The organism is Streptomyces hygroscopicus subsp. hygroscopicus, assembly GCF_030269125.1.
GTDB lineage: Bacteria > Actinomycetota > Actinomycetes > Streptomycetales > Streptomycetaceae > Streptomyces > Streptomyces hygroscopicus_C.
Map to the genome: position 1 here is coordinate 302962 of NZ_BSSM01000005.1, position 23628 is coordinate 326589.

Genomic DNA, 23628 nt, shown 5'->3' on the forward strand with positions numbered 1-23628 from the left:
GCGCGCCTCAGCCCTGTCCGTCGTGTCCGTGCGCGTGCCCGGCGTGCTCCCCGTGTGCGTGGCCTTCGGCGTTCTCCGGGGAACCGCCCATCATCCGCAGCATCGCCGGGCCGCCCGTGCGCAGGAAGCGGACGACCAGGGCGGCGGCGAGGACGAGGAAGGCGATGTTGAGCCAGGTCGTGTAGTTCCAGCGGACGCCCTCTTCGGGGAGCCTGGCGACGGCCTGGTCCGGGACGAGGCCGAGGCCGCCGAAGAGGAACTCCACGAGGTAGCCGGCCACGGCGATGGCGGCGAAGAAGGTGGCGAGGAGGAAGGCGGCCATGCGGGGGCCGTAGTACTTCCGGTAGATGTTGAGGATCGGCAGGATCAGCAGGTCGGCGTAGATGAAGGCGATGACGCCGCCGAAGCTGATGCCGCCCTTCCACAGGACGACGGCCAGGGGGACGTTGCCGATGGAGCAGACGAAGGTGGCGATGGCCACGAGGGGGCCGATCAGCGGGCCGACCAGCTTGGCGGCGAGGGGGTGGCCGGCGAGGAAGAAGGTGTGCCACACGTCGCCCGGGACCCAGGCGGCGATGGCCCCGGCGATCAGCAGCCCGGCCACCAGGTCGCGCAGGATCGCGGCCCACTCCATGACGAAGATGTGCGACACGGACGTGAGACCGTCGCGGGAGAGGAGCCGGCGCAGGAAGCCGCCCTCGCCCTGGACCGACATGTCCATCGCCGCGTGCCCCTCCATCGACCCGGCGACCCCGCGCTCGGCCTGCTCGCGCGCCTGACGCAGCAGGCGTTCGCGCAGGAAGACGCGGAACAGCGCCGCGAGGACGACGATCATGATCGGGCCGCCGACGAACTCCGCCGCGGTGAACTGCCAGCCCATCAGCAGGGCGAGGATCACGCCGAGTTCGATGACGAGGTTGGTCGAGGCGATCTCGAAGGCCATCGCCGCGGTGAAGTCGGCGCCCTTGCGGAACAGGGAGCGGGCGAGGGCGACGGCGGCGTAGGAGCAGGACGACGAGGCCGCGCCGAGGCCCGCGGACAGGGCGAGGGTGCGCGGGCGGTCGTCGCCGAGCAGCCGTACGACCGTCCGGCGGCGCACCACCGCCTGGACGACGGCCGACAGGGCGAAGCCGAGGATCAGCGCCCAGGTGATCTCCCAGGTCATCGAGCCGGCGATGAACAACGCGTGCCCGATCGCATGCATGAGCGCACTCCCTTCGCCGAGAGGTGGTCCCGGCACCCGACCGCTCGACCACTCGACCGAGAGTACCCCGGTGGGGTATCCGGAAACCCGGAAGGCGGCGCCCCGCGGTGATCGCTATCCTCCGCGCATGGATATCCGTGTAGAGGTCGTCCAGGAGGCGGGCCCGGAGCTCGTCGACGCCTTCGGCCGGCTGCTGCCGCAGCTCTCCTCCACCGCCGCGCCGCTCGACCGCGCGGCGGTCGAACGCCTCGTGGCCTGCGACGCCAACACCCTGCTCGTCGCCCGCACCCCCGAAGCGATCGTCGGCACCCTCGTCCTCGTCCTGCTGCCCCTCCCCTCCGGCCTGCGCGCCCGGATCGAGGACGTGGTGGTCGACGGCGCCGCCCGCGGGCACGGCGTCGCCGCCCTGCTCACCGACGAGGCCCTGCGCATCGCCCGGAAGGCGGGCGCCCGCACGATCGACCTCACCTCCCGCCCGGACCGGACCGCCGCGAACCGGCTCTACGAGCGCGCCGGGTTCCGGCGGCGCGAGTCGACGGTCTACCGGTTCGAGGGGTAGGGCCCGCGGGCGCGGGCGCGAGGGCGGGCCGCTGGGCCGCCGGGGCGCCGGGCCGGGCCGACGACACGATCCGCCGCAGCGCCGCGCGGGCCGGCGGGCCCCAGCCGGTCCTGCCGCCGGGGCGGCCGTGGCGGCCCGCTTCGCCGATGAGGAGGCAGCCGAGGGCGCGGAAGACGGCCCAGCCGCGGGCGCGGCGCGGGGTCGCGGGGTCCGGGGCGGTCCGGAAGGCGGCGTGGAAGCGGTCGAGGGCGCCGTCGGGCAGCGTGGTCCAGCCGGCGGCGAGGCCGCGGGCGGGATCACCCGCGCAGAGGTCCCCGAAGTCGGTCACCCCGCAGAAGGTGCCGTCCGCGGTCAGCGCGTCGGCCGGGAGGTCGCCGTGCAGCCGTACCGCCGGGCCCGGCCACGGCGGTCGGCGGCGGCGTCCGCCCGGACCGGGCGGACGGCCCGTACGGTTGCCGGATCGGGCAGCAGCCCCAGTCCGACGGCCTCGGTCAGCCCCGCCTCGAACCGCCCGGCCAGGGGGGCCGGTTCGCCCCCGCGGTCCCGGTCGGCGGGCGCGTCGTCCGGGGCCCGCCGGTGCGGGGCCGTCAGGAAGGCGGTGAGGGCCTCGGCCGCCTCCGGGCCGCGCGTCGCGGGGGGCCTGGTCGGCGGGTGTGCCGGGAACCCAGGTGGTGGCGAGCCGGGGGCGCGGGAACGCCTCCGAGGAGGCGCCGAGGCGCTGCGGGACCGGGACGGGCAGGGGGAGGCTCGGGGCGAGCGCGGGGAGCCAGGTGTGCTCCTTGGGCAGGAGCGCGTCCGCGGTCCGGGTCGCCCAGGGCAGCCGGACCGCGAGGTCGTCGCCGAGCCGCCAGAGCTGGTTGTCCCACCCTCGCGCGCCGAGCCGCAGGGGCCGCTCGGCGAGGTCGGGGTGCTGGGCGCGCAGGAGGCCCCGGACCGGGTCCGCCGTGATCTCGGTGCCTGGGATGTCCGTGCGGGCGACCGTGGCCGCCCGCACCGTGCGTCAGGAGGGCTGCGACGTCAGCAGCGGGCGCAGGGCCCCCGCGCGGAGGCGCTCGACCAGGGGCGGCGCGGTGCGGCGGAGCACGAGCACGACGACGAGGGAGACGACGCTGCCGACCAGGGCGCCCACGGCGACGTCATGGGGGTAGTGCGCGCCGACGTACACCCGGGAGGCGCCCATCGCGATCGCGGTGACCAGGGCGAGGGCGCCGAGGCGGCGGCTGATCAACAGGAGGGCCACCGCGAAGGCGAAGGCGACGGTGGTGTGGTTGCTGGGGAACGCGTAGTCGTCCGGCGCGGGGCACGCCTCCAGCAGGAAGTCGTGGGGGAGCGCGCGGCACGGGCGCGGTTCCTCGAAGAACGTCTTGATCCCGCTGTTGACCACGTAGGCGAGGACGACGGCGAACGGCGTCGCGAGCACCGCGGCCATCGCCGTGCTGCCCTGACCTCTGGCCCGCCACCAGGCCACCAGCAGATACACCGCGAACAGGCCGATACCGAGGGCGCTGAACACCGACACCGGTTCGTTCAGCCAGTGCGTGTGCCGGGCGAAGTCGGTGACGTCGGTGTACAGACCGCCGTCTATCGCCGCGCCGTCGAGCGTCTGGGCGGTCGGGGAGGAAGTCGTCATCAGGTGGGTCTCCGGGCCGTGCTGCATGTGCCGCGGCCTGTGGTGAACGGGCACGGGCACCGATCGGACGTACGGATGAAGCGGGGACGTCCCCAAGGTAAATGTCTACAGGGGTGTAGACGATATCAGGTTACGGCGCCGGGTGCCGCGCCCGCGCGGCACCCCTGACCCGAACGGCCCCGCCCTGCTCGCGTCCGCGGGCGCGGGGAGGTGCGCTGGCAGCGAGGAACCGGCGGAACAGGTGGAGCGGCGGCGGCCGCGGCGATGCGCACGGCGAGGAGGTGCCGGTGACGAACGGCATGAGCCCGGACCGACCGGGCGACCCCGAGCACCCGGACCCCGGTGACCCCGGCCGCCCCGGCGGTTCGGGCCGTCCCGGTGGTTCTGACGGCCCCGGTGACCCCGGCCGCCCCGGCCGGTCCGAGGGTTCCGGCGGGCGTGGCCGCCCCGGCGGTCCGGATCGTCCCGGCGGCCCCGACCACCCCGCCCGCGCCGACCGCCCCGTCCCCTCCGAACTGGACGAACTCCGCGCCCGGCTCGCCGCCCTCGAAGCGGAGCGGAACGGGCGTCGGGCCGCCGGCTCCCGGGCCCGGCGCCGTCCCGCCTCCGCCCTCGCCGCCGTCCTTCTCGTCCTCGGCTGTCTCCTCGCACCGCTCGCCGTCGTCGCCGTCTGGGCCGCCGATCTGGTGGGCGACACCGATCGCTACGTCGCCACCGTCGCCCCGCTCGCGTCCGAACCCGCCGTGCAGGAGGCCGCGGCGAACCGGGCGACCGACGCGTTGATGGACCAGATCCATCTGCCCACGCTGCTCGCGGACGTGGCACCGAAGGACCGGCCGCTGCTGGAGAAGGCGCTGGGCGGGCTGGGCGGGGGGCTGGAGAACGCGGTACGGGGGTTCGTGCACGACCAGGCCCGCAAGGCCGTCGCGTCGAAGACCTTCGCCACGGTCTGGACCGACGCCAACCGCAGGATCCACGCCTCCCTGGACAAGGCCCTGACCGGCGCCGGCGGTGCCGCGGTGCAGCTGAAGGGCGACACCGTGACCCTCGATCTCGCGCCGCTCATCGAGGACGTGAAGAAGCGGATGGTCCAGGCGGGCCTGACCTTCGCGAGCCGCCTCCCCACGGTCCACACCGACTTCACGCTCGTGCAGTCCCAACAAATCGGCAAGGTACGGACGTACCTACGGCTGCTGCGCGTCGCCGGCAACTGGCTGCCCGTGCTCGCCGTCCTCCTGATCGCCGCCGGCGTCCTGCTGTCGCTGCGCCGCCGCCGGGCCCTCGTCGCCGGCTGTCTCGGCGCCGCCGCCGCCACCGCCGTGCTCGGCATCGGGCTGCGTGTCTTCCGCGTGTTCTACCTCGACCGGCTGCCCGCCGACGTCTCCCGGGACGCGGCCGGCGCCGTCTACGACACCCTGACCCGCTTCCTGGGGACCGCCGTCCGGGCGGTGATCGTGCTCGCCGTCGTCATCGCGCTGGGCGCCTGGCTCACCGGCGCCGGGCGGCGGGCCGGTGTGGTGCGGGGCCTGTGGACCGAGGGCATCGGCGCGGCCCGCGGCACCGCCGGGCGCGCGGGCCTGCGCACCGGTCCCGTCGGCCCGTTCGTGCGCCGGCACCGCGCCTGGTTCACCTGGATCCTGGTCGCCGCCGCGGTGCTGGTCTGCCTTCTGTGGCCGTACCCCACGGGCTGGGTGGTGCTCGGGATCGCCCTGTGCCTGCTGTTCGCGCTGGCGGTGGTCGAGTTCCTGGCGGCGGAGCACCCGTAAGCGCCCGACCACCCGCAGGCCCCCGGCGCCACGGCCACGGAGCGCATTCCCGCTCCAGCGGCTTCTCGCCCGTGCAGTGGCTTTCCGACGCCGCCCGAACCCCGGCGAGCCGGAGAGCCGCCCATGCCCCGAGAAGCGCCCTGCCTCGCCGTGGCCGACGCGCTGCGCGCGGATCCGTGCGGGGAGCGGGCGGTCGGCGGGCGCCTGCCGTCCCGGGTGCGGCTCGCCGTCGGGCGCGACGTCGTACGGCGCGCCGTGGACCGGCTGATCGCCGAGGGCCTGCTCGAAGGGCGCGCGGGGTCGGGGACGTACGTACGGGCGCCCCGCGAGCGGCTGCCGATGATCCGGGCGCGTCGTCCCGGCGGCCCCCGACACCCGGCCACCAGCCCGGCGGAGCGCGGCCGGGCGGGCATGTGGGAGGCCCACACCCGGGTGCGTTTCCCGGCGCCCGCGGCGATCGCCGAGCGGCTCGCCGTCGCGCCCGGCGATCCGTGCGTCAGCACGCACCACGAGTTCCTCGCCGATGGACAGCCCGTCCAGCTCTCCCGTTCCCGGGAGCCGTCGGCGATCACCGGCGGCACCCCGATCGTGCTGCCCGGGAAGGGGCCGCTCGCCGGACACCACCCGTCCTGGGACCGGCCTCACGCCGGGCCGGGAGGCCCGCGGCGGACGACACCCGCTGCTGGTGGGCTCGTTGACCTCTCGTACGCGTCGCCGCCTCGCGACGCTCCCCCCGGCCGGGTGCACGGGGCGCGGGGCTAGGATCCCGGTCATGGCCCTGACCGTGGACGACGTGGACCGGTTCGAGGCGTCCAGGCACCGTCTGGAGGCCATCGCCTATCGCCTGCTCGGCTCGGCGAGCGAGGCGGAGGACGCCGTGCAGGAGACGTACCTGCGCTGGCAGGGCGCCGACACCGGGCGCATCGAGGTCCCCGAGGCCTGGCTGACCAAGGTGCTCACCAACCTGTGCCTCAACCAGCTCACCTCCGCGCGCGCCCGCCGCGAGACCTACGTCGGCGCGTGGCTGCCCGAGCCGCTGCTCGCCGGGGACCCGATGCTGGGCCCCGCCGACACCGCGGAGCAGCGCGAGTCGGTGTCGTACGCCGTCCTCACCCTGCTGGAGCGCCTCACCCCGAACGAGCGCGCCGTGTACGTGCTGCGCGAGGCATTCGACTACCCGCACCGGGAGATCGCCCGGATCCTCGACCTCACCGAGTCCGCCAGCCAGCAGATCCACCATCGCGCCAGGAAGCACGTCGCCGCCGGCCGGGCGCGCGCCGAGATCGACGAGGCGGCCGCGCGGCGGGTCGTGGACGAGTTCCTCGCCGCGGCCACCAGCGGCCGGACCGAACCGCTGGTACGGCTGCTCACCGAGGACGCCATCGCGATCGGCGACGGCGGCGGCAAGGTGCCGGCCCGCGCCCGCGCGTTCGAGGGCGCCCGCGCGGTCGCGACGTTCATGCGGGGCCTGTTCAAGCCCGGCAAGGCCAAGCGCAACCTGGTCGGCGGCTCGCCCGACGTGTACGTCTCCGTGGCCAACGGCGCCCCCGCCCTCGTCGTGGTGCTCGACGGACGGGTCATCGGCGTCACCTGCCTGGAGATCACCGAGCAGGGCATCGCCGCCTTCCGCAGCCAGGTCAACCCGGACAAGCTGGAGCGCGCGACCCGTCGGTGGGCGGCCGGCGAGCACGGCGAACCCGTGATCAAGTCCTTCTGACCCAACTGTGACCCAGCTCACAGCCTGCTCCTGTCAGGGAACGGCGGGCCGCCCGGTTCAAGGGGCGAACCGCTTGCGGAACCCCGCACGACCGACAGGAGCAGGCCATGCAGCACCGCATCATCGTCCTCGGCGCCGGATACACGGGAGCCACCGCAGCCGGCCGCCTCGCCCGCCGGCTGCGCCGCGAGGACGTCGCCATCACCCTCGTCAACGCCGAGGCCGACTTCGTCGAGCGCGTCCGGATGCACCAGCTCGCGACCGGTCAGGACCTGCCGCCCCGGCCCCTCGACGCGATGTTCACCGGTACCGGCGTCTCCCTGAAGCTCGCCCGGGTCACCGCCGTGGACGCCGAGCGCAGGGCCGTGACCGTCACGGGCGAGCGGGGCACGCGGGAGGAACTGCCGTACGACACCCTCGTCTACGCCCTCGGCAGCGGGTGGCACGACCAGGGCGTCCCGGGCGTCGCCGAGCACGCCCACGACATCGCGAACCGCCCCGGCGCGCTGCGACTGCGCGCCCGCCTGGCCGAACTCGGTGCCGGCGCTCCGGTGGTCGTGGTCGGCGGCGGGCTCACCGGCCTGGAGGCCGCGACCGAACTCGCCGAGGCCCGCCCGGACCTCGACGTCGCCCTCGCGGTGCGCGGCGGCCTCGGCGACGGGCTCTCGGCCAAGGGCCGCCGGCATCTGCGTGAGGTCTGCGACCGGCTCGGCGTCACCGTGCACGAACACACCGCCGTCGACGCGGTGGCGGCCGGCCACGTCACCACCGCCGCGGGAGCGTCGCTCCCGTCCGAGGCCACCGTGTGGACCGCGGGCTTCGCCGTCCATCCGATCGCGCGGGCCACCACCCTGGAGACCGGAGACAACGGGCAGATCGTGGTCGACCGTTCGATGCGCTCGGTCTCGCATCCGCAGGTGTACGCCATCGGTGACGCCGCCCTCGCCATGGGCCCCGGCGACAAGCCGCTGCGGATGTCGTGCGCCTCGGGCGTACCGGCGGCGTGGCAGGCGGCCGACGCGATCGCGGCGCGGCTCAGCGGCGGAAAGGTGCCGGTGACGCCGGTGCGGTACTACCAGCAGTGCATCTCCCTGGGCCGCGGTGACGGACTGATCCAGTTCGTCACCGCCGACGACCGCGCCGTCGACCGGGCCCTGACCGGACGCCTCGCCGCCCGCTACAAGGAGGCGATCTGCAAGGCGGCCACGTGGGGCGTCGCGCACCCCCTGCTGGTGCCGAGCCGCGCGCGCCGGGTCGTGCCGCGACAGGAGCGGGCGGGGGAGGCGGTGGCGGGGACGGTGCTCTGACCGCCGAACGGGCTTCCCCGCTACGGCAGCCGGCTCCGGTCGGTGGCCGCGCGCAGGTGCTCGATCCCGGTGTCGACGGCCGCCCTGAGGTGGGTCGAGTCGCCGGTGGACATCAGGATGGACACGCCGCCCTGGATGCCGGCGAGCAGGGCGGCGGCCGCCCGGTCCACGTCGAGGGCGGGGGAGACCAGGCCCTTGGACCGGAGGGCGCGCATGCCCGCGGCGAGCTGATCCTGCCACTGGCGCATCAGCGCGGTGACGATCGCGCGGGCGCCGGGCCGCCGGCGGCCGACCTGGAGGAAGAGCGCGCCCAACGGGCAGGTGTCACCCTGGCGTTCGTACCGCTCGACGAGGACGTCCCGCCACTGTTGCCAGGACTCCCAGGAGTCGAGGCGACCCAGGTGCGGCTGCTGGTCCGCCAGGACGCGGTCGGCCTCGAACCGGGCGACGGCCAGCAGCAGTTGGTCCTTGCCGTCGGGGAAGTAGTGGAAGAGCTGGCTCTTGCTGGCGCGGGTGCGGGCGAGGATGTCGTCCAGGGTGGCGGCGGGGCCCTGCTCGCGCAGGATCCCGGCGGCGCCCTCGATGATGCGGGCGCGGGTGGCGCGGCCCTTCGCGGTCAGGGTGTCCGGCATGAGGTCGTCTTCCTTCGGCTGGACCGGTGGGTCCACCGTAGCGCGATTTTGGACTTGCTGGTCCATTTTTGGCGGCGCACAGTGGGCGGCACACGGCGAGACAAGGAGATCGCGTCATGACCGACACCACGAGCGGGCGGCTGTCCGGCAAGGCCGCGCTGGTCACGGGCTCCACCAGCAACATCGGGCGGGCGATCGCGGAGGCGTTCGCGGCCGAGGGCGCCCATGTGGTCGTCTCCGGCCGCGACCGGGGCAGGGGCGCGGAGGTGGTCGAGGGCATCCGCGCGGCCGGGGGCCGGGCCGACTTCCTGGCGGCGGACCTCGACGGGAGCCCGGAGGCGTCCCGCGACCTGGCCGAGCGGGCCGTCGCGGCCCTGGGCGGACGGATCGACATCCTGGTCAACAACGCCGGCGTCTATCCGGGCCACGACACCGCCGGCACCGACGGGAAGACGTTCGACCAGGTCTACGGCGTGAACGTCAAGGCACCCTTCTTCCTCACCGCCGCCCTCGCCCCGCGGATGGCGCGGGCCGGCGGCGGGGCGATCGTCAACCTCGGTTCCTGGATCGCCCGCCTCGGCGTCCCCCTCGGCGCGCTCTACAGCTCGACCAAGGGCGCGATGGAGACGCTGACCCGCGCGTGGGCCGCGGAGTTCGGGCCGCGCGGCGTGCGGGTGAACGCGGTGTCGCCGGGCGTGGTCCTGCCGCCGTCCCCGGCGGGCACCGAGCCGCATCCGGGCGAGGTCATGATGAAGGGGACTCCGGCGGGTGCCGTCGGGACGCCGGAGGCGATCGCGCGGGCCGTGGTGTGGCTGGCGAGCGACGAGGCGGCGTTCGCGCACGGGACGGTGGTGGACGTCGACGGGGGCCGGACGGGGGTGGCGGTCATCGCGGCGTGAGCCGTACGGGGAGGGCCCGGAAAGCCCCTCGACACGGGGTCGACACAGGGGGGTCGGCCCGGGTTCACCCGCTCTTGGGGCAGCTTCACACCGGCCGCGTTCTCGCACTACGTTAGAGGTTGAACGACCGGGTGCCGCCGTGGGCCGAGCCGTGGAGAAGGCCGCGTGCGTTCCGTCCCGAGCGCGCAAGGAGCCGCATGCTGCCCTCGACCTCGCCTCCGACCCACCGTCCTCCGCTGGGTGTCGAGCGTCTGCTGACCGCCGCCGTACGGGTGGTCGCGACCCTCCCCGCGACGCGTTCCACCCTCGGCGTCGTCCGCAGCCGCCACCAGTCCGACCGCGAACGCGCGGGCACCCTGCGCTCCCGACTGGCCGAACGGGGCGTCTCCAGCACGGAGTTGAGCCCGGTGCCGGAACCCGGCGAGCGCGGCGGCGCCCGCCACGGCCTGCCCTCCCGGACGGTGGGCCTGCTCGCGCACACGCCGGGGGTGCGGCCGGAGCAGGCGATGCGGGCGGCGGCGTTATGGCGCCTCCCCTTGCTGACCGACCGTTGTGAGGGGGTACCGGGGACGGCCCGCCGCAAGGACGTCATCGGTATCCACCTCGCCGGCCGGGGTTTCGAACTAGCCCTGGACCGCGCCGAGTTGGTTGCCCTCAACCCGGACCCCGGCCCGGTCCGCCTCATCCTCGACAACGAGAAGATCACCATGCCGGGGGGCCGGCGCCTCAGCGTCACGGTGACGGGCTCGGGGCTGCTGGAGGTGCGGGGCGAGTCCTTCGGCGTACGGCGGGTACGGCGGCTGCGCTTCGAACGGGCGTGGGGCGCGCACCGCCTGGACATGGACGGCACCCCGGTACGGGAGGTGCGGGCGCCGCTGCGGATGGAAGTGGACCCGGGGCGGCTGGAGTTGGTGCGGGTGTGAGGGGCCGCCCTGGTGGGGGAGGGCGGCCCGTGTGACCCGTGCCGATGCTCAGGAATAAGGAAGCACCGACGGCAGGTGGTTCGCTATCAGAAAGAGCATGCATGTCATGGTCACGTAAAGAGGAATCTTTTTCACGGACTGCGCTTCCTTGTGCTGGGGACACTGCGACTCGCGCGTACGGGCATCGGGGTTCGACCGTCAATCGCCCAAGATCGCGTCTGCGCTATTTCTAGCGCCACTGGGGCCCCAAGTCCAAATATTCCTGCGTGATGAACGAAAGGGCTGGTCACCCTGTCGATGTCCGCGGAGTGGTGCGCAAGGCGGCAAGGGTCTGCGAGGCACGTGCCGCTTCCGCGTGGGCGCCGATTCGCATACTCATTTTGAAACTTTCGCTGGCATATGCCAGAGCCTGGGCCATGCGCCCGGTGTCCCGGTGGGCCAGCGCCGCGTCGTGGGCCGCGTCGACCACCTCGCCCGCGGCGTTGATGCCCCGGGCCAGGGTGAGTGCGGCGATGTGCAACGGTATGGCCTGCTCACTGCGGCCGGCGGCCTGGTGCGCCCGGCCGATCCGGTTGAGGGCGATGGCCTCTCTGCGCCGGTCGCCGACGGTTCGGAAATAGTCCAGGCTGTGGTGTGCGAGCGTGAGTGCTTCCGTTGTGTTCCCCAGGCTGATGAGTGCGTTGGCCAGGTTCATCCGGAGCGTTGCGAGTTCCCTTCTGTCGGACCTTCGCAACGCCAGGGAAATGGCTTTTCGGTAAGCCTGCTCGGCGGCCTTCGGGTCTCCCGTTCTCGTGGCGAGTTCGGCCATGTTGTTCAGTGTGCTGAAGATTCCGCGCTCATTATTTATGGCGGTGAATTCGGCCAGTGCGGAGTTGAAGTAATCCCGCGCCGAGTCGATTTCCGACAGGTGGAGGTGGGTGACTCCCAGGACGTTGTAACTGCGGGCGATCTGGAGGGAATCACCTGTTTGCAGCAGGGAATCCAGGATCTGTTCTTGCAGGGACTGCATCATTCTGTACTGGCCCGTCTGCCACAACGGGATGCACATCTGGTTGACGCACTCGATCTCCAGTTCGGTGTCGCCGAGGTCCCGCGCCAACTCCAGTGCCTCTCGTGCGGCCGAGATCGCCTCTTCGTAGCGGGAGTGATGGCCGCGCGCCACGCCGAGGTCGAGCAGCGCCCGCGCCCGCGCCTCCCGGTCCTGGGCGGCGGCCCAGTGGTCGACGGCCCGCTGCAGCAGCGGTTCGGCCGTGGCCAGATGACCGCGCATGTCGAGGAGTCCCGTCAACACATGAACACACAACGCGAGTTGACGCTCCGATCCGTGCCGGCTGATCCACTCCAGGGTGTCCGAGAGGTTCCCGCTTTCCGTGGTCAGCCATTGTTCGGCGGCGTGTACGTCGTCGATCTCCGGCAGCATGATGAAATCGCCGGAGTCCAGGCTCATGCGGGATCGGTAGGGATGTACTAGACGGTCGGCGCGATCCGCCGCTCCCATATAGAACTTCGCCAGCCGGGACATCGCGGCCTGCGACTGCGTGTGTTCCGGATCGCTCAGTGAACGCGCGTACCTGCGCAGCAGATCGTGCATGGTGAACCGGTGCGGAGTCGGTTCGGCGATCAAATGCCGGGTGTGAAGCTGCTCCAGGGCCCGTTCCGTCGCGGCGAGGGAGAGACCCGTCAGCGCCGCCACCGCGTGCGACCCGAACTCCATTCCGCTGTGCAGGCTGATCCGCCGGAAGACCAGCTGTTGTTCGGCGTTCAGCGCACGATAGGAGAGGGCGAACACATGCTCCAATGTCCGTTCCCCGTCGCGCAGTTCGTCCAGTCCACCGGATCCGGCGGTCAGCTGCCGCAGCAGGTCGGCGGCGGTCCACGACGACCTGGCGAGCAGCCGGCTCGCCGCGATCTCGATGGCGAGCGGCAGGTACCCGCAGACCCGCACGATGTCGGAGATACCGGCTCGGTCACTCTTGTCGGCCCGCCCGCTCGGGCCGAGCCGCCGTAGGAAGAGGGCGACCGCGTCGTCAGGGGGCAGCACATCGAGCGACACCGACCGCGCGCCGGGCAGCCCGGTGAGCCGGCGGCGGCTGGTCACGACGACGGCGGTCGGCGAGGACCCGGGGAGCAGCCGCCGTACCTGCTCCGAGGACACGGCGTCGTCGAGGATCACCAGCATCCGCTTGTCCCGCGCCAGCGAACGCCACAGGGCGGTGAGTTCCTCGACGTCCTGGGGCAGCTCCGCGCCCCGCGGGCCGAGCACCCGCAGCAGCGTGGTCAGCGCCCGCCCCGGCGCCTGGCCGGCGAGCCGTACGAAACACCGGCCGTCCGGGTACCGGTCCGCCAGCCGGTGCGCCAAGTGCACCACGATGCCCGTCTTGCCCACGCCCCCCATCCCCTCGACGGTCACCACGGCACCGGCCTCGTCCCCGCTCTCGCACAGGGCCGAGGAGAGCCGCCGCAGTTCCTCGCGGCGGCCGATCCAGGGCACGTCCCGCGGCAGGTTGTCCGGCACGGGCCGCGCCGGCCGGGCGGCGGGCGTGGCGCGGGGGCCGTGCCCGTGGAGCGCGCCGGCCGACGCACCGGCGAGGATCCCCTCCTGGATGCGGTGGAGCCGCCGGCCGCCGTCCAGGCCGATGTCCCGGATGACGCGCTGCCGGGTGCGGTGCAGCAGCTTGGTCGCCTCGGCCGTACGACCGCCGCCGTGCAGCGCGACGGCCAGCAGCCCGACCAGTGCCTCGTCCACGGGGTGGTCGTCCACCAGGGGCGCGAGGACGGGCACCGCCTCGGCGAACCTCCCGGCGTTCATGAGGAGTTCGGCGCGCGTCATGGCGGCGACGAGGCTCGTCTCGCCCACCGTGGCGCGCAGGTGATCGGGCCAGGACCCGGAGATCCCGGCGAGCGGCTCGCCGTGCCAGTGGGTGTCCGCCCGCTCCAGCAGCCGCAGGGCCGCGCCGTCGTCGCTCCCCTTGAGCGCACGGGCCTGCTCGACGCAGCTGGTGTAGGCCCGCAGGTCCACGCGGTCGGGGTCCACGTGCAGCACGTACGAGTTCGTCCGGCTGACGAGGGCCGGCGCGTCCGGGTCGGCCGCGCGCAGGGCCCGGCGCACCCGCGAGACATGGGCGTGCAGCGTTTCCCGGGCCGTGGCCGGCGGATGGTCGTCCCAGATCCGGTGGACCAGGCTGTCGACGCTCACGGGCCGTCCCGCGTCCCAGGCCAGCGAGGCGAGGGCGAGCCTCGTCTTGGTGGGCCCCGTCTTCCCGGCCCGCCCGTCGACGCGCACCTCGACCGATCCTGAGAGCCGTATCTCCAACTCCACCAGAGTCCTCCCGCCGGTAGGACCTGTACTGGCCGGGCCTACGAGGGTGTCACGACCCCGGCGACGCACGCTACGCGCGTACCGCTCGATGCTGAATTTGACCGATTAACAAGGTGTTCCCACCGGCTCGCGGCCCGGGGCTGGGCGTTCTGCCGAGAGGGGGCCGGCGGACGGCCTCCGGGGCCGCGCGGCGTGGCGGGAATCGGACGCGTGCGGCCCGCCGGCGGTCTTCACACGACCTTCCCGGAACCCGAGGCTCGGTCGGACGGCTTCCGTGCCACAGTGGCCGAGCGGGGACGAGCAGGGAAGGGAACGGCCTTGGCGGCGGAGTTGACCGAGCGGGTACGGGAGCGGCTGGAGGGGACGAACTTCTGGTTCGTGGCCACGGTGACGCCGGACGGCGCGCCGCATGTGACGCCGATGTGGGTGGGCCTGGAGGACGGACTGGTCGTCTTCAACACCTCGGTCGGCCGGATCAAGGAGGAGAACCTCCGCCACGATCCCCGCGTGCACCTGTCCCACGCCGACACCGGGAACCCCTACGACCGCGTCCAGATCTCCGGCCGCGCGGTACGCCTCGTGGAGGGCGACGAGGCCGAACGCGGCATGGACCGGCTGGCCCGCAAGTACCTGGGCCTGGACGTCTACCCGTGGCTGATCGAGGGGGAGCGGCGGGTGCACGTGCTGGTGGAGCCGGAGAAGGTGCGGCACGTCGTCGGGGTGGAGCCGTTCCGGGCGGGGATCATTCCCTCGTGAGAGCGATGGGCCGTCCGTAGGCCGTGACGGCGGGAGCGGGCGGGCCGGAAGCGGCTGGAAGAGACGGGGCGGCACACGACCGAGGCGGACACCAGGGCGCGTCACCGGGTGAGTGGACCCCGGCTGACGTCGGCGCCGGGCGGACGAACCGCCACGGCGTAGCCGACCTCGGCGTCCGGTCCGACGTACGTCCGCGCCGCCCCGCCCGGCCGTGGGTACGGCGGTTCGCCGGTGCCGTGCCGCTTCAGCCGTGCGACCGCCTCCCCCGCGTCGGTCCGGGTGCGCCGGGTCGGGACGGCCCGACGCGCGGGCGGGGGTTCGGACCGGGGGCCGGGCGGCGGCCGCGGGCTCCGCGCCACTCGTGCGCGGCGCGCGGCCGTGATCCTCGGTCGGCCGTCGCCGGGAGTCCCGCCGTGTTCGCCTCGGCGCCGCACGCCGACGGATCTTCGGCCGGCCGGCCCCGACGACCACCACGCGCGGGCCCCGTCGAGCCGAAGAGCGGTACCCGTTGGTGTCCAAGTCCTTGTAGCCCGGGTCGGTTTTGGTCAGACTCGTCCTGAAACTTCTTTCTGGTCATGGGGGACGGGATGAGGCGTTCGACAGGGAGCGGTCCGGGGAGTGAACCGGCAGGGGGTGGGCCGGGGGAGCCGGGCGCGCGGAGCGGTGGGGAGTTGGTGCGCGAGGACGCCGGCGCCGCCGGACCCGCGCCCTCGCTCGCGGAGGTCGTCGGCGCGGCCGGCGGGCTGCCGGAGGACGCGGTGCTGTGGATCGCGGCGGGGCTGGCCGGTGCGCTGACGGTGCTGCACCGGGCCGGGAGGGCGCACGGGGACGTGCGGGCCGGGAACGTGCTGCTGACGCGGAGCGGGCCCCGGCTGACCGGTAACGCGCCGGAGCGCGGCGGTGGGTCGTCCGCGCCCTCGGCCGACATGGTCGCCCTGGGGATGCTGCTGGTCACGGCGTACACCGGCGTCAGCGGCCTGCGGCCCGACGTCGGCAGACTGCCGGTGCGGCTGCGGCAGGTGGTCGCCGTGTGTCTGGCCGAGGACCCGGAGCAGCGGGCGACGCCGGCTCAACTCCTGTCGCTCATCACGTCGTTGACGCCCGAGCCGCCCGTCTGGACGGTCGAGGTGGACGAGCCGTTCACCCCCGGGGAGGCTCCCGGCGACACCGTCCCGCCGTCGGACACCCCGGTCGAGGCGCCGCCGCGCGGCCTCTCCGGTGCCCGGCTCGCCCTCGTGGTCGTGGCCGCGGTCCTCGTCGGCGTGGTCGTCACGGCGCTGCTGCTCCTGGTGCCGGGCCGCGACGGCGGCACCCGTACCGCGGACGCCCCTGTGACCGGCGAGCCGACCCGGTTCGAGCCGACGCGGGAGGACACACCGCAGCAGCGGACGACCCCGCAGGAGGAGCCGAGCGAGGAGCAGGACCCCTCCCCGGAACCCGCGACGCCCACCAGCCAGGCACCGCCCCCTCCCACCCCGCAGCGGACCAGGCAGACCGGCGCGATCCACGACTGCGAGGGCAAGCCCCTGTCCGAGCCCGTCTCGTTCCTGCTGTTCTGCGGGGACGGGAAGGCCATGCTGCACGACCTGGTCTGGACCGACTGGGGCAGCGCCACGGCGACCGCGCAGGGCATCGTCTCCGAGGTGGTCTGCCAGCCCAGCTGCGCCGAGGGGCGGGAGGTCTCCTCGGCCGCCACGGTCATCGTGTCCGGTCTGGCCGGCGGCCGCTACACCCTCATGGAGGTCAGGGCGCCGCAGGTGCCGATCGGCCCCGACGCCCACTTCACGCTCGACCGGATCGGCCCGATCTACCGGGGCTGACCCCGCTCACACCCCCCACGCCGTGAACGCCGCCCAGTGGACGGGCGAGGCGAAGGGGCACGCGTCGGCGTCGCCCCCCGGCCGGGCGTACCGTCCGGCCAACGCCGCGAGGTGCGGATGGGCCTCGGTGTACCGCGCGAGGCCGTCCCACGTCAGCCGCCGCAGCCAGGTCCGGGCCCGGCGCAGCGCGGCCACGGGCGGTTCGCCGGGCGTGCCGGGGGCGAGCAGCTCGTACAGACGGGTCATGAGCAGCGCGGTCGCGAGGTCGTTCACCTGCCAGAGGCTGGTGATCACACACGCGGCCCCGGCCTGGAGGAAGCCGCCCGGCAGCCCGGTGAACTCGTCGGGCGCGTCGATGATCTCGTACCGCCCGGACTGACAGGCGCCCGCCACCACCAGCCGGCAGCCCGGGAGCCGGTTCCGTACGAGTGTGTCGAGGTCCAGTGGGCCGTCGGCGAGTGCCAGCGAGGCCCCCGCGCCGACGCGTTCCGCGCTCCCGTGGCAGCTCAGATGCAGGTACGACGCCTCGCCGAGGTGCGCCAGCAGCCACCCGACCGTGGCGTCGGCCCCCACCGCGGACACGGTCTCTCCACCCCGCTCGAACAGCGCGCGGATCTCGTCGAGTTCACTCCGCGCGCCCGGCAACGAGCCATCGGGGTCCGACACGGCGACCAGCCGCGGCACGGGCGGCACCGGTCGCGCGGCGGCGGCACGCGAGGCGGCGTACACGCCGGCCGCCGGCGCGAGCGTCAACGTACCCAGGTCGTCGAGCAGTTCACCCTCCGGTCCCACGGGCACGGCCTGCAACGGCACATGCCCCAGCAGCCCGGTCGGTACGACGACCACCTCGTGCCCGGGATCCTCCGCCAGCAGCCCGGCGAGGGGCCGCAGCAACGGAGCGAGCCGCCGCAACCGGTCCACCGCCCGCGGCAGCTCGCGGCGCCGCTTGAGCGCACCGGCCTGCTGGACGACGAAGAGCCCCGCCTCGCGGGCCTCCAGGTCCAGCGTCAGGAGCTGGACGATCGAGGTACTGGTCACCTCGGGGACGAGAACGGCACGCACGCCGGCCCGCGGGTCCCGCGGAACCACGAGGACGCAGCTGCCCCAGGGCGAGTTCACCAGGTAGGCGAGCGGCATCCCGCCGGCGGCCCGCACGACATCCGCCACCTCGGTCGTCCGCAGGAACCCCTCGAACCCGGGGATCGCCCGGATCTCCTCGACCACGGCCCGCACATCCCGCTCGGCAGCGGCCCGGACTCCCGCCGGGACGTCGACGCTTCTGCCGGGGGCGGCGCCCGTTTCCGCCGAGCCGCCGGGTCCTTGGCGGGGGGCGCCGCCCGCTCCCGGCAGGGCATCGAGCCCTGCGGGGACGGCTCCCGCCCGCGCCGGGCCGGTGCCCGGCCCCGCCTCGGCGCCGCCGCCCACGTCCTCCACCTCGCCGACCACCACCCGGTACCGCTCCCGTGCCTCGCGGTACCGGCGGGTCAGCAGCGGGTCGACGCGCTCCAGTGCCTCCAGATCCACCGTGTCCCGCCCGGTCAGCACCGACAACTCGCGGGCGAGCCCCCGTTCGATCGCCTCGACCGCGCGTTCCGGGCGCCCCGCGCGGGCCAGCAGGAAGGCGGCCTGGCGGGCGGTACCGCGGGTGGCCAGGAGCACGCCGCGGCGGGCGGCGGCGGTGACCTGGGCGTCGTAGAGCGCGTGGACGGCGGTCAGCATGTCCGCCGCCACGTCGGCCGCGCCGTCCCAGTCCCCGGCGTCGGCGAGTGCGCCGACCGTCTCCCGGGCGATGGACAGGTGCAGGGGCGGAGAGACGCGCGGCGGTACGGCGGTCAGCGCCGCGCGCCGCAGCCGTACGCCCTCGGCGCCCCCCGGACCGTCGAGCAGATCGGCGGCGCGGGCCAGGAGCCAGAGGGCGCGGCTGGTGTCGAGGAGCCCCGGACGCGCGGCGTCGAGGGCGACGACGGCGTTCGCCGCGGCACGGGCGCCCACCGGGTCGAAGGTGTCGTGCTCGGAGCGCAGCAGCAGGTCGGCCAGGTTGCACTGGAGCTGCGCCCACAGGACCGGGTCGTCGTCCGGACGCAGTCGGCCGAGGGCGTCCCGGTAGCACCGCTCGGCCTGCCGCAGGTCGTCCGGTCCGCCGCGCCGGAACAGGAGGAACCCGAGGTTGATCAGGGAGAAGGACCAGTCGACGCGGTTGCGCCGGGGGGAGCGCTCGTCCAGTCCGGCCCGGACGTGTGCGATGCCGAGGGCGAGGTCGTCGGGTCCGCCGCCCGGACGTTGGCCGAGCACCAGCCCGTAGTCGGTCTGCACCCGGGCCCATAACTCCCGGTGGGTGCGGCGGTCCACCGCGGCGGCGGCGCGGGCGAGCAGGTCGCGGGCCGCTTCCCAGCGCTCGACGCGGTCGCCGTCGCCGCGCACGTGGTGAACGGAGGCCAGGTTGGCCGCGACCTCGGCCCACTGGAGGGAGCCCTCCGGCAGCCGGTCCAGGGCGAGTCGGAGCACGCGCACCGCTTCGGCGGGATCGGCCGGGTGCGCCGTGTGCAGGGTGCCGGCCAGCAACGCGCCGAGCCGGGCGGCGAGTTCCGTCTCCATGTCCGTCTCGCCGACCTGCCCGGCGAGTTCGAGCGCTTCCCGTGCGAGCGGGACGGTCTCCGGGTCCCGCGCGCCCCGTACCCGGTCGTACATCGTGTGCAGCCGGGCCCGCAGCCCCTCCCCGAAGCCGGCCAGCGAACCGGCGTACCGCTCGATGGCCGTGTCCACGGGCACGCGCCCGCCGCACAGATCCTCCAGCAACCGCTGCCGCAGCCGCAGCGGCGCCTCCAGCGGGGTGCCGGCCACCTCGCGCAGCTCCTCGGCCGCCGCGTCCCGCACCAGGGTGCCCTCGGTGAGCCGGGGATGCGCCCGGACCAGCTCGGCGAGCCGGTCCGGCATGGTCACGGTGACGGCGTACAGCAGCTTCCCGACACCGGCGTCCGCCAGTTCGACGGCCACGTTCTCCAGGAAGACCCGGTAGTTGCCCACCGTGGGCGCCCCGTACGACGTCAACTGCGCGCACGCCGCCTCGGGATCGGCCAGGTCCCTCTCCACGTCACGGCTCAGCGCGAACGGCAGCAGGCGGCGCGGCAGTGCTACCACGTTCCCGCCGAACCGCCCGCTGGTGAAGGCCCCGGCGAGCCGTGCCTCCTCCACGAGGGCGGCCGCGCTCGCCGTGGCATCCCGCCGAAGCTCCGCGACGGAGGTGGCGAACAGCGACGGCACGACTGCCCCGGCCCGCAGCACCAGCACCGGCGCCTCGATGTGCTCCCGCGTCCCGCAGTCGGGGCAGTCCACCCAGCACAGCCCGTCCCGGTACCCGTCCGGCCCGCCGGGACTCTCCAGGACGTCGCCCCGCTCACGGCTGTCCACGACACGCCACACCGGCGCCCGGCACTCCCGTTCGCACCGCTCGCAGCGCCACGCGTACGGCGCCCTCGTGGAGACGGCCACCGCCGGCCTACTTGCCGTCGGTGAGATGGGACAGCAGCGCCGTCAGCAGCCGCCCGAGCGCCGCGTCCTTCAGCGCCCGCTTGTGCACGGTCACGCTCCACCGCCCCCGCGGGTCCCGCTCGACCACCACCTCGGTCTGCAACAGCGTGACGGCCAGCACCCCCACGGAGACGGACACGGGATCGAACCGCTCCATCGGCGACCGCGCGTACTCCACGGCCTCCCCGACGACACCGTCCCCTCGCAGCGCGGCGTACTCCAGCGCCGCCCGCGCGACCTCACCGGCACCCCCGTCGGCGCCGGGCGTGACCCCGGCCGCCTTCAGGGCGTCCGCCAACTCGCCGTCGAGCGGGCCCAGTTCCCTGGCCGAGGACAGCAGCCCCCGGTCCTCCATCAGCACCGTCAGCGCCCGCGCGGCCTCCGCGTCGGAGAGCGCACGAATCTCCCGTACCAACTCGTCTCGCTGCGACATGACCCAAGTCTGCCCGTCCACGGTGCGGCGCGGGGCCGGGTACGGACGACTCGCCACCCGGGACGCCGGAGTGTCCGGTTCCCGTACGGCGCGGGCCCGTCGTCGGCCCCGTTCCGCCGGGCCGGTGACTCCGCGGCGGACGCGACGACACGGACGGCCGGTACGAGCGGGGGCTCGTACCGGCCGTGAGAAGCCTGTCCCCGTGTCCGGGCTACGGGTTGTTCCTCCGGGGGGCCCGGCGGACCTGGGCGCCCGCCCGGCCGCTCCCGCCGCGGACGGCGGCACCCTGGCCGCCACCGCCGCCGGCACCGCGGCCCGCGGCGGCACCCTGACCGCTCGCCCCGCCGCGGCCGGCGCTCTGCCCGGCCGCGCCACCGCGCCCGCCCCGGCCCCTGCGGCGCCGGCCGGTGGACCCCTCGCCGGACCCGCGTCGTTCCTCGGCCGGGGCCGCGAGGACGACCGGCGTGCCGGAGGGCGTCCTCGCGCCGGTGATGCGCTGGAACTCCTCCTCGCCGGGGCGCACCCGTGCGGTGAGCGGGGTGATGGCGGCGTCGGCCATCAGCCGGTCCATCGCGCGCCGCTGGTGCGGCAGCACGAGGGTGACGACGGTGCCGGACTCGCCCGCGCGCGCGGTGCGGCCGCCGCGGTGCAGGTAGTCCTTGTGGTCGGCGGGCGGGTCGACGTTCACGACGAGGTCGAGGCCCTCGACGTGGATGCCGCGCGCGGCGACGTTGGTCGCCACCAGGGCCGTGACGTGCCCGTTCTTGAACTGTGCCAGCGTCCGGTCGCGCTGCGGCTGGGTCTTGCCGCCGTGCAGGGCCGCGGCGCGCACCCCGACGGACAGCAGGTGCTTGGCCAGCCGGTCCACCGCGTGCTTGGTGTCCAGGAACATGATCACCCGCCCGTCGCGGGCGGCGATCTCGGTGGCGGCGGTGTGCTTCTCCGTGTCCCGCACGTGCAGCAGGTGGTGCTCCATCGTGGTGACCGCCCCGGCCGACGGGTCGACCGAGTGCACGACGGGGTCGTGCAGGTAACGCCGGACCAGGAGGTCGATGTTGCGGTCCAGGGTGGCCGAGAACAGCATCCGCTGCCCGCGGGCCGGGACCTGGTCGAGCAGCGCGGTCACCTGCGGCATGAAGCCCATGTCGGCCATCTGGTCGGCCTCGTCCAGGACCGTGACGGCGACATGGTCGAGACGGCAGGCGCCGCGGTCGATCAGGTCCTTGAGCCGGCCGGGCGTCGCGACGACGACCTCGGCGCCGGCGCGCAGGGCGCTCGTCTGGCGGCCGATCGACACGCCGCCCACGACGGTGGCGAAGCGCACGTGCAGGGCGCGGGCGTACGGCGCGAGCGAGTCGGTGACCTGCTGGGCCAGCTCCCGGGTCGGTACGAGGACCAGCGCGAGCGGCTGCTTGGGCTGGGCCCGCTGGCCCTCCAGCCGGGCCAGCACCGGCAGGCCGAAGGCGAGCGTCTTGCCCGAGCCGGTGCGGCCCCGGCCCAGGACGTCCCGGCCCGCGAGCGTGTTCGGCAGGGTGGCCGCCTGGATGGGGAAGGGCACGGTCATGCCCTCGTTGACGAGCGCGGTCGACAGCCGCTCGGGCATGTCGAGCTCGGCGAACGACTCGACCGCGGGCAGCGGCTCGGTGACGGTGGCCGGCAGGGCGAACTCCTGCCGGCGCTCGGCGGGCCGGGCGCCCTGGCCGGTCTTGCGGCCGGCTCCCGGACGGGAACGCGGGTACCTCCGGGCGGCGCGGGGATCAGTGGAAGCGGACCCGGTACGACGGGTGCGGTTCATGGGGGGAACCCTCCTCGATGCGGCGTATCGAGGAATTCCGTCCGGCGGTGCCCACCGCGTGAGGATTCGCAAGAATGAGCCGAATAAATGGTGAAGAGTCGGGTCCCTCTCGGCGCTGGAGCGGTCCAGGGAAATATGGGGACCCGGAAAAAGCAATGAGCTGGGACCCGCACCCCGAGAGCGCGGGTCCCAGCCTCATGATGCGCGAACCACGTGGTTCGCGACGATGCGCGTCAGCGTCAGGCGGGAAGGATGTTCTCGGCCTGCGGGCCCTTCTGGCCCTGCGTGACGTCGAAGGTGACCTTCTGGCCTTCCTGAAGCTCACGGAAGCCGGAGGTGGCGATGTTCGAGTAGTGGGCGAAGACGTCAGCGCCGCCGCCGTCCTGCTCGATGAAGCCGAAACCCTTTTCCGAGTTGAACCACTTCACGGTGCCAGTTGCCATGTGAATCTCCCTTGGGGGGCAGTGCCGGACTCCGCGCTCCGCGAAGTCGAGTCGCCGCTGTGATCACCCCTCCGGAAAGATCCGGAAAGCTCTGCAAAGAAAAAATTCTCTGGCAACCAAAACTGCAACGCCTATCACGCTAACACATGTCGGTTGGCCGTGCCCATGCGCTTTTCCGGCCGTCCGGCCAATTCTCATCCGTGGCGCCCGGTAATTCTGCACCGGCGGAACTAGGTATTCGCGTCACGCCCGTCCAGCTCCCGGCGCATCTCCCGGTTCAGCCGCAGGGCGTCCTCGAGCTGGTCCTCCAGGGCGACGATGCGGCACGCGGCCTCGACCGGAGTGCCCTGGTCGACCAGCTCGCGGGCGCGGGCGGCGATGCGCAGCTGGCGGCGGGAGTACCGGCGGTGGCCGCCCTCCGAACGCAGGGGCGTGATCAGGCCGGTCCCGCCCACGGCCCGGAGGAAGGCGGGGGTGATACCGAGGGCGGCGGCGGCCCGCCCCATCGTGTAGGCGGGGTAATCGTCGTCGTCGAGGTTGCCGGCGCCAGGGGCGTTCTCAGCGGGCATGACACCTTCGTTCCGGGGACTACGGCGAGGAGTCCGGCGCCCGCGTCCGCGGATCCGGCGCCGTCCGCCTCGTGTGACCACATTAATGCCGCCGGACGCGGAGATGTGTCCCGGCCGTGACAGATTGCCGAGCACGGCGCGCGAAGAAGCGGTGGCGGCCCCGACCACGGAGCGGACCCGGTCCGATGACCCTCGTCACCTCGGCGTCTTCCCCCCGTCGCCGTGGTGTCGTCGAGAGGTTTCCGTCCCGGGGCCGGCCCGACCGGCCCGGGGCCGCCGCCCGCCTCCTCGGCGCCCGGCCCACGCCCCGGGCCGCGCGGACGTCGCC

Annotated in this window: 18 protein-coding genes and 1 pseudogene; 9 read left to right on the forward strand and 10 right to left on the reverse strand. The window is 74.1% G+C overall.

The genetic code is table 11. The features are described from left to right. Nucleotides 1–7 precede the first annotated feature (7 nt). On the reverse strand, nt 8–1204 hold the full coding sequence (locus QSK45_RS14455) for a permease (RefSeq protein ID WP_285556765.1): 1197 nt from the start codon (nt 1202–1204) through the stop codon (nt 8–10). A gap of 127 nt (nt 1205–1331) precedes the next feature. On the opposite strand from QSK45_RS14455, the gene QSK45_RS14460 reads away from it, so the two are divergent. Beyond that, the gene (locus tag QSK45_RS14460) at nt 1332–1763 is read left to right on the forward strand and encodes a GNAT family N-acetyltransferase (protein ID WP_285556767.1); all 432 of its coding nucleotides are present in this window, start codon (nt 1332–1334) and stop codon (nt 1761–1763) included. A 58-nt stretch (nt 1764–1821) separates the two neighbouring features. Here QSK45_RS14460 and QSK45_RS14465 read toward each other — a convergent pair. Further along, nucleotides 1822–2727 (reverse strand): annotated as a pseudogene (locus QSK45_RS14465) (phosphotransferase); the annotation flags it as partial. Between the two features lie 36 nt (nt 2728–2763). After that, nucleotides 2764–3393 (reverse strand): phosphatase PAP2 family protein, encoded by a 630-nt coding sequence (locus QSK45_RS14470; protein WP_285556769.1) that lies wholly within the window; start codon nt 3391–3393, stop codon nt 2764–2766. A 287-nt stretch (nt 3394–3680) separates the two neighbouring features. On the opposite strand from QSK45_RS14470, the gene QSK45_RS14475 reads away from it, so the two are divergent. From QSK45_RS14475 to QSK45_RS14490, 4 genes are all read left to right on the forward strand, one after another. After that, nucleotides 3681–5159 (forward strand): hypothetical protein, encoded by a 1479-nt coding sequence (locus tag QSK45_RS14475; protein WP_285556771.1) that lies wholly within the window; start codon nt 3681–3683, stop codon nt 5157–5159. 123 nt (nt 5160–5282) lie between these two features. Beyond that, complete coding sequence (locus QSK45_RS14480; RefSeq protein ID WP_285556772.1) at nt 5283–5921, forward strand: GntR family transcriptional regulator; 639 nt, start codon at nt 5283–5285, stop codon at nt 5919–5921. Between the two features lie 10 nt (nt 5922–5931). After that, the gene (locus QSK45_RS14485; protein ID WP_285556774.1) at nt 5932–6876 is read left to right on the forward strand and encodes an RNA polymerase sigma-70 factor; all 945 of its coding nucleotides are present in this window, start codon (nt 5932–5934) and stop codon (nt 6874–6876) included. A gap of 107 nt (nt 6877–6983) precedes the next feature. After that, nucleotides 6984–8183, forward strand: a complete 1200-nt coding sequence (locus QSK45_RS14490) for an NAD(P)/FAD-dependent oxidoreductase (protein ID WP_285556776.1) — start codon at nt 6984–6986, stop codon at nt 8181–8183. A gap of 20 nt (nt 8184–8203) precedes the next feature. Here QSK45_RS14490 and QSK45_RS14495 read toward each other — a convergent pair whose 3' ends face one another. Continuing rightward, entirely contained in the window at nt 8204–8815 is a 612-nt protein-coding gene (locus QSK45_RS14495) for a TetR/AcrR family transcriptional regulator (RefSeq protein WP_285556778.1), read from the reverse strand. A 116-nt stretch (nt 8816–8931) separates the two neighbouring features. Between QSK45_RS14495 and QSK45_RS14500 the strand changes: the two genes are divergently transcribed. Then, nucleotides 8932–9714, forward strand: coding sequence for an SDR family NAD(P)-dependent oxidoreductase (locus QSK45_RS14500; protein WP_285556781.1), 783 nt, complete (start codon nt 8932–8934; stop codon nt 9712–9714). 197 nt (nt 9715–9911) lie between these two features. After that, nucleotides 9912–10637: a hypothetical protein gene (locus tag QSK45_RS14505; protein ID WP_285556783.1), complete on the forward strand. Its 726-nt coding sequence runs from the start codon at nt 9912–9914 to the stop codon at nt 10635–10637. 286 nt (nt 10638–10923) lie between these two features. On the opposite strand, the gene QSK45_RS14510 is transcribed toward QSK45_RS14505, so the two are convergent. Beyond that, nucleotides 10924–13956, reverse strand: a complete 3033-nt coding sequence (locus QSK45_RS14510) for an AfsR/SARP family transcriptional regulator (protein WP_285556785.1) — start codon at nt 13954–13956, stop codon at nt 10924–10926. Between the two features lie 318 nt (nt 13957–14274). Between QSK45_RS14510 and QSK45_RS14515 the strand changes: the two genes are divergently transcribed. Together QSK45_RS14515 and QSK45_RS14520 are read left to right on the forward strand one after the other, a co-directional pair. Then, entirely contained in the window at nt 14275–14712 is a 438-nt protein-coding gene (locus QSK45_RS14515) for a PPOX class F420-dependent oxidoreductase (RefSeq protein ID WP_285556787.1), read from the forward strand. Between the two features lie 674 nt (nt 14713–15386). Then, nucleotides 15387–16532: a hypothetical protein gene (locus QSK45_RS14520; protein ID WP_285556789.1), complete on the forward strand. Its 1146-nt coding sequence runs from the start codon at nt 15387–15389 to the stop codon at nt 16530–16532. Between the two features lie 6 nt (nt 16533–16538). Here the strand turns inward: QSK45_RS14520 and QSK45_RS14525 are convergent, their stop codons facing one another. From QSK45_RS14525 to QSK45_RS14545, 5 genes are all read right to left on the reverse strand, one after another. Then, a complete protein-coding gene (locus QSK45_RS14525) occupies nt 16539–20021 on the reverse strand; it encodes a CHAT domain-containing protein (protein WP_285556791.1) in 3483 nt (1160 codons plus the stop codon). A 7-nt stretch (nt 20022–20028) separates the two neighbouring features. Next, nucleotides 20029–20493: a hypothetical protein gene (locus QSK45_RS14530; RefSeq protein WP_285556793.1), complete on the reverse strand. Its 465-nt coding sequence runs from the start codon at nt 20491–20493 to the stop codon at nt 20029–20031. A 211-nt stretch (nt 20494–20704) separates the two neighbouring features. After that, nucleotides 20705–22288, reverse strand: a complete 1584-nt coding sequence (locus tag QSK45_RS14535; protein ID WP_285556795.1) for a DEAD/DEAH box helicase — start codon at nt 22286–22288, stop codon at nt 20705–20707. A 239-nt stretch (nt 22289–22527) separates the two neighbouring features. After that, nucleotides 22528–22731: a cold-shock protein gene (locus QSK45_RS14540; RefSeq protein WP_005318814.1), complete on the reverse strand. Its 204-nt coding sequence runs from the start codon at nt 22729–22731 to the stop codon at nt 22528–22530. A 230-nt stretch (nt 22732–22961) separates the two neighbouring features. After that, nucleotides 22962–23300, reverse strand: a complete 339-nt coding sequence (locus QSK45_RS14545; RefSeq protein ID WP_285556797.1) for a helix-turn-helix domain-containing protein — start codon at nt 23298–23300, stop codon at nt 22962–22964. Between the last annotated feature and the right edge of the window lie 328 nt (nt 23301–23628).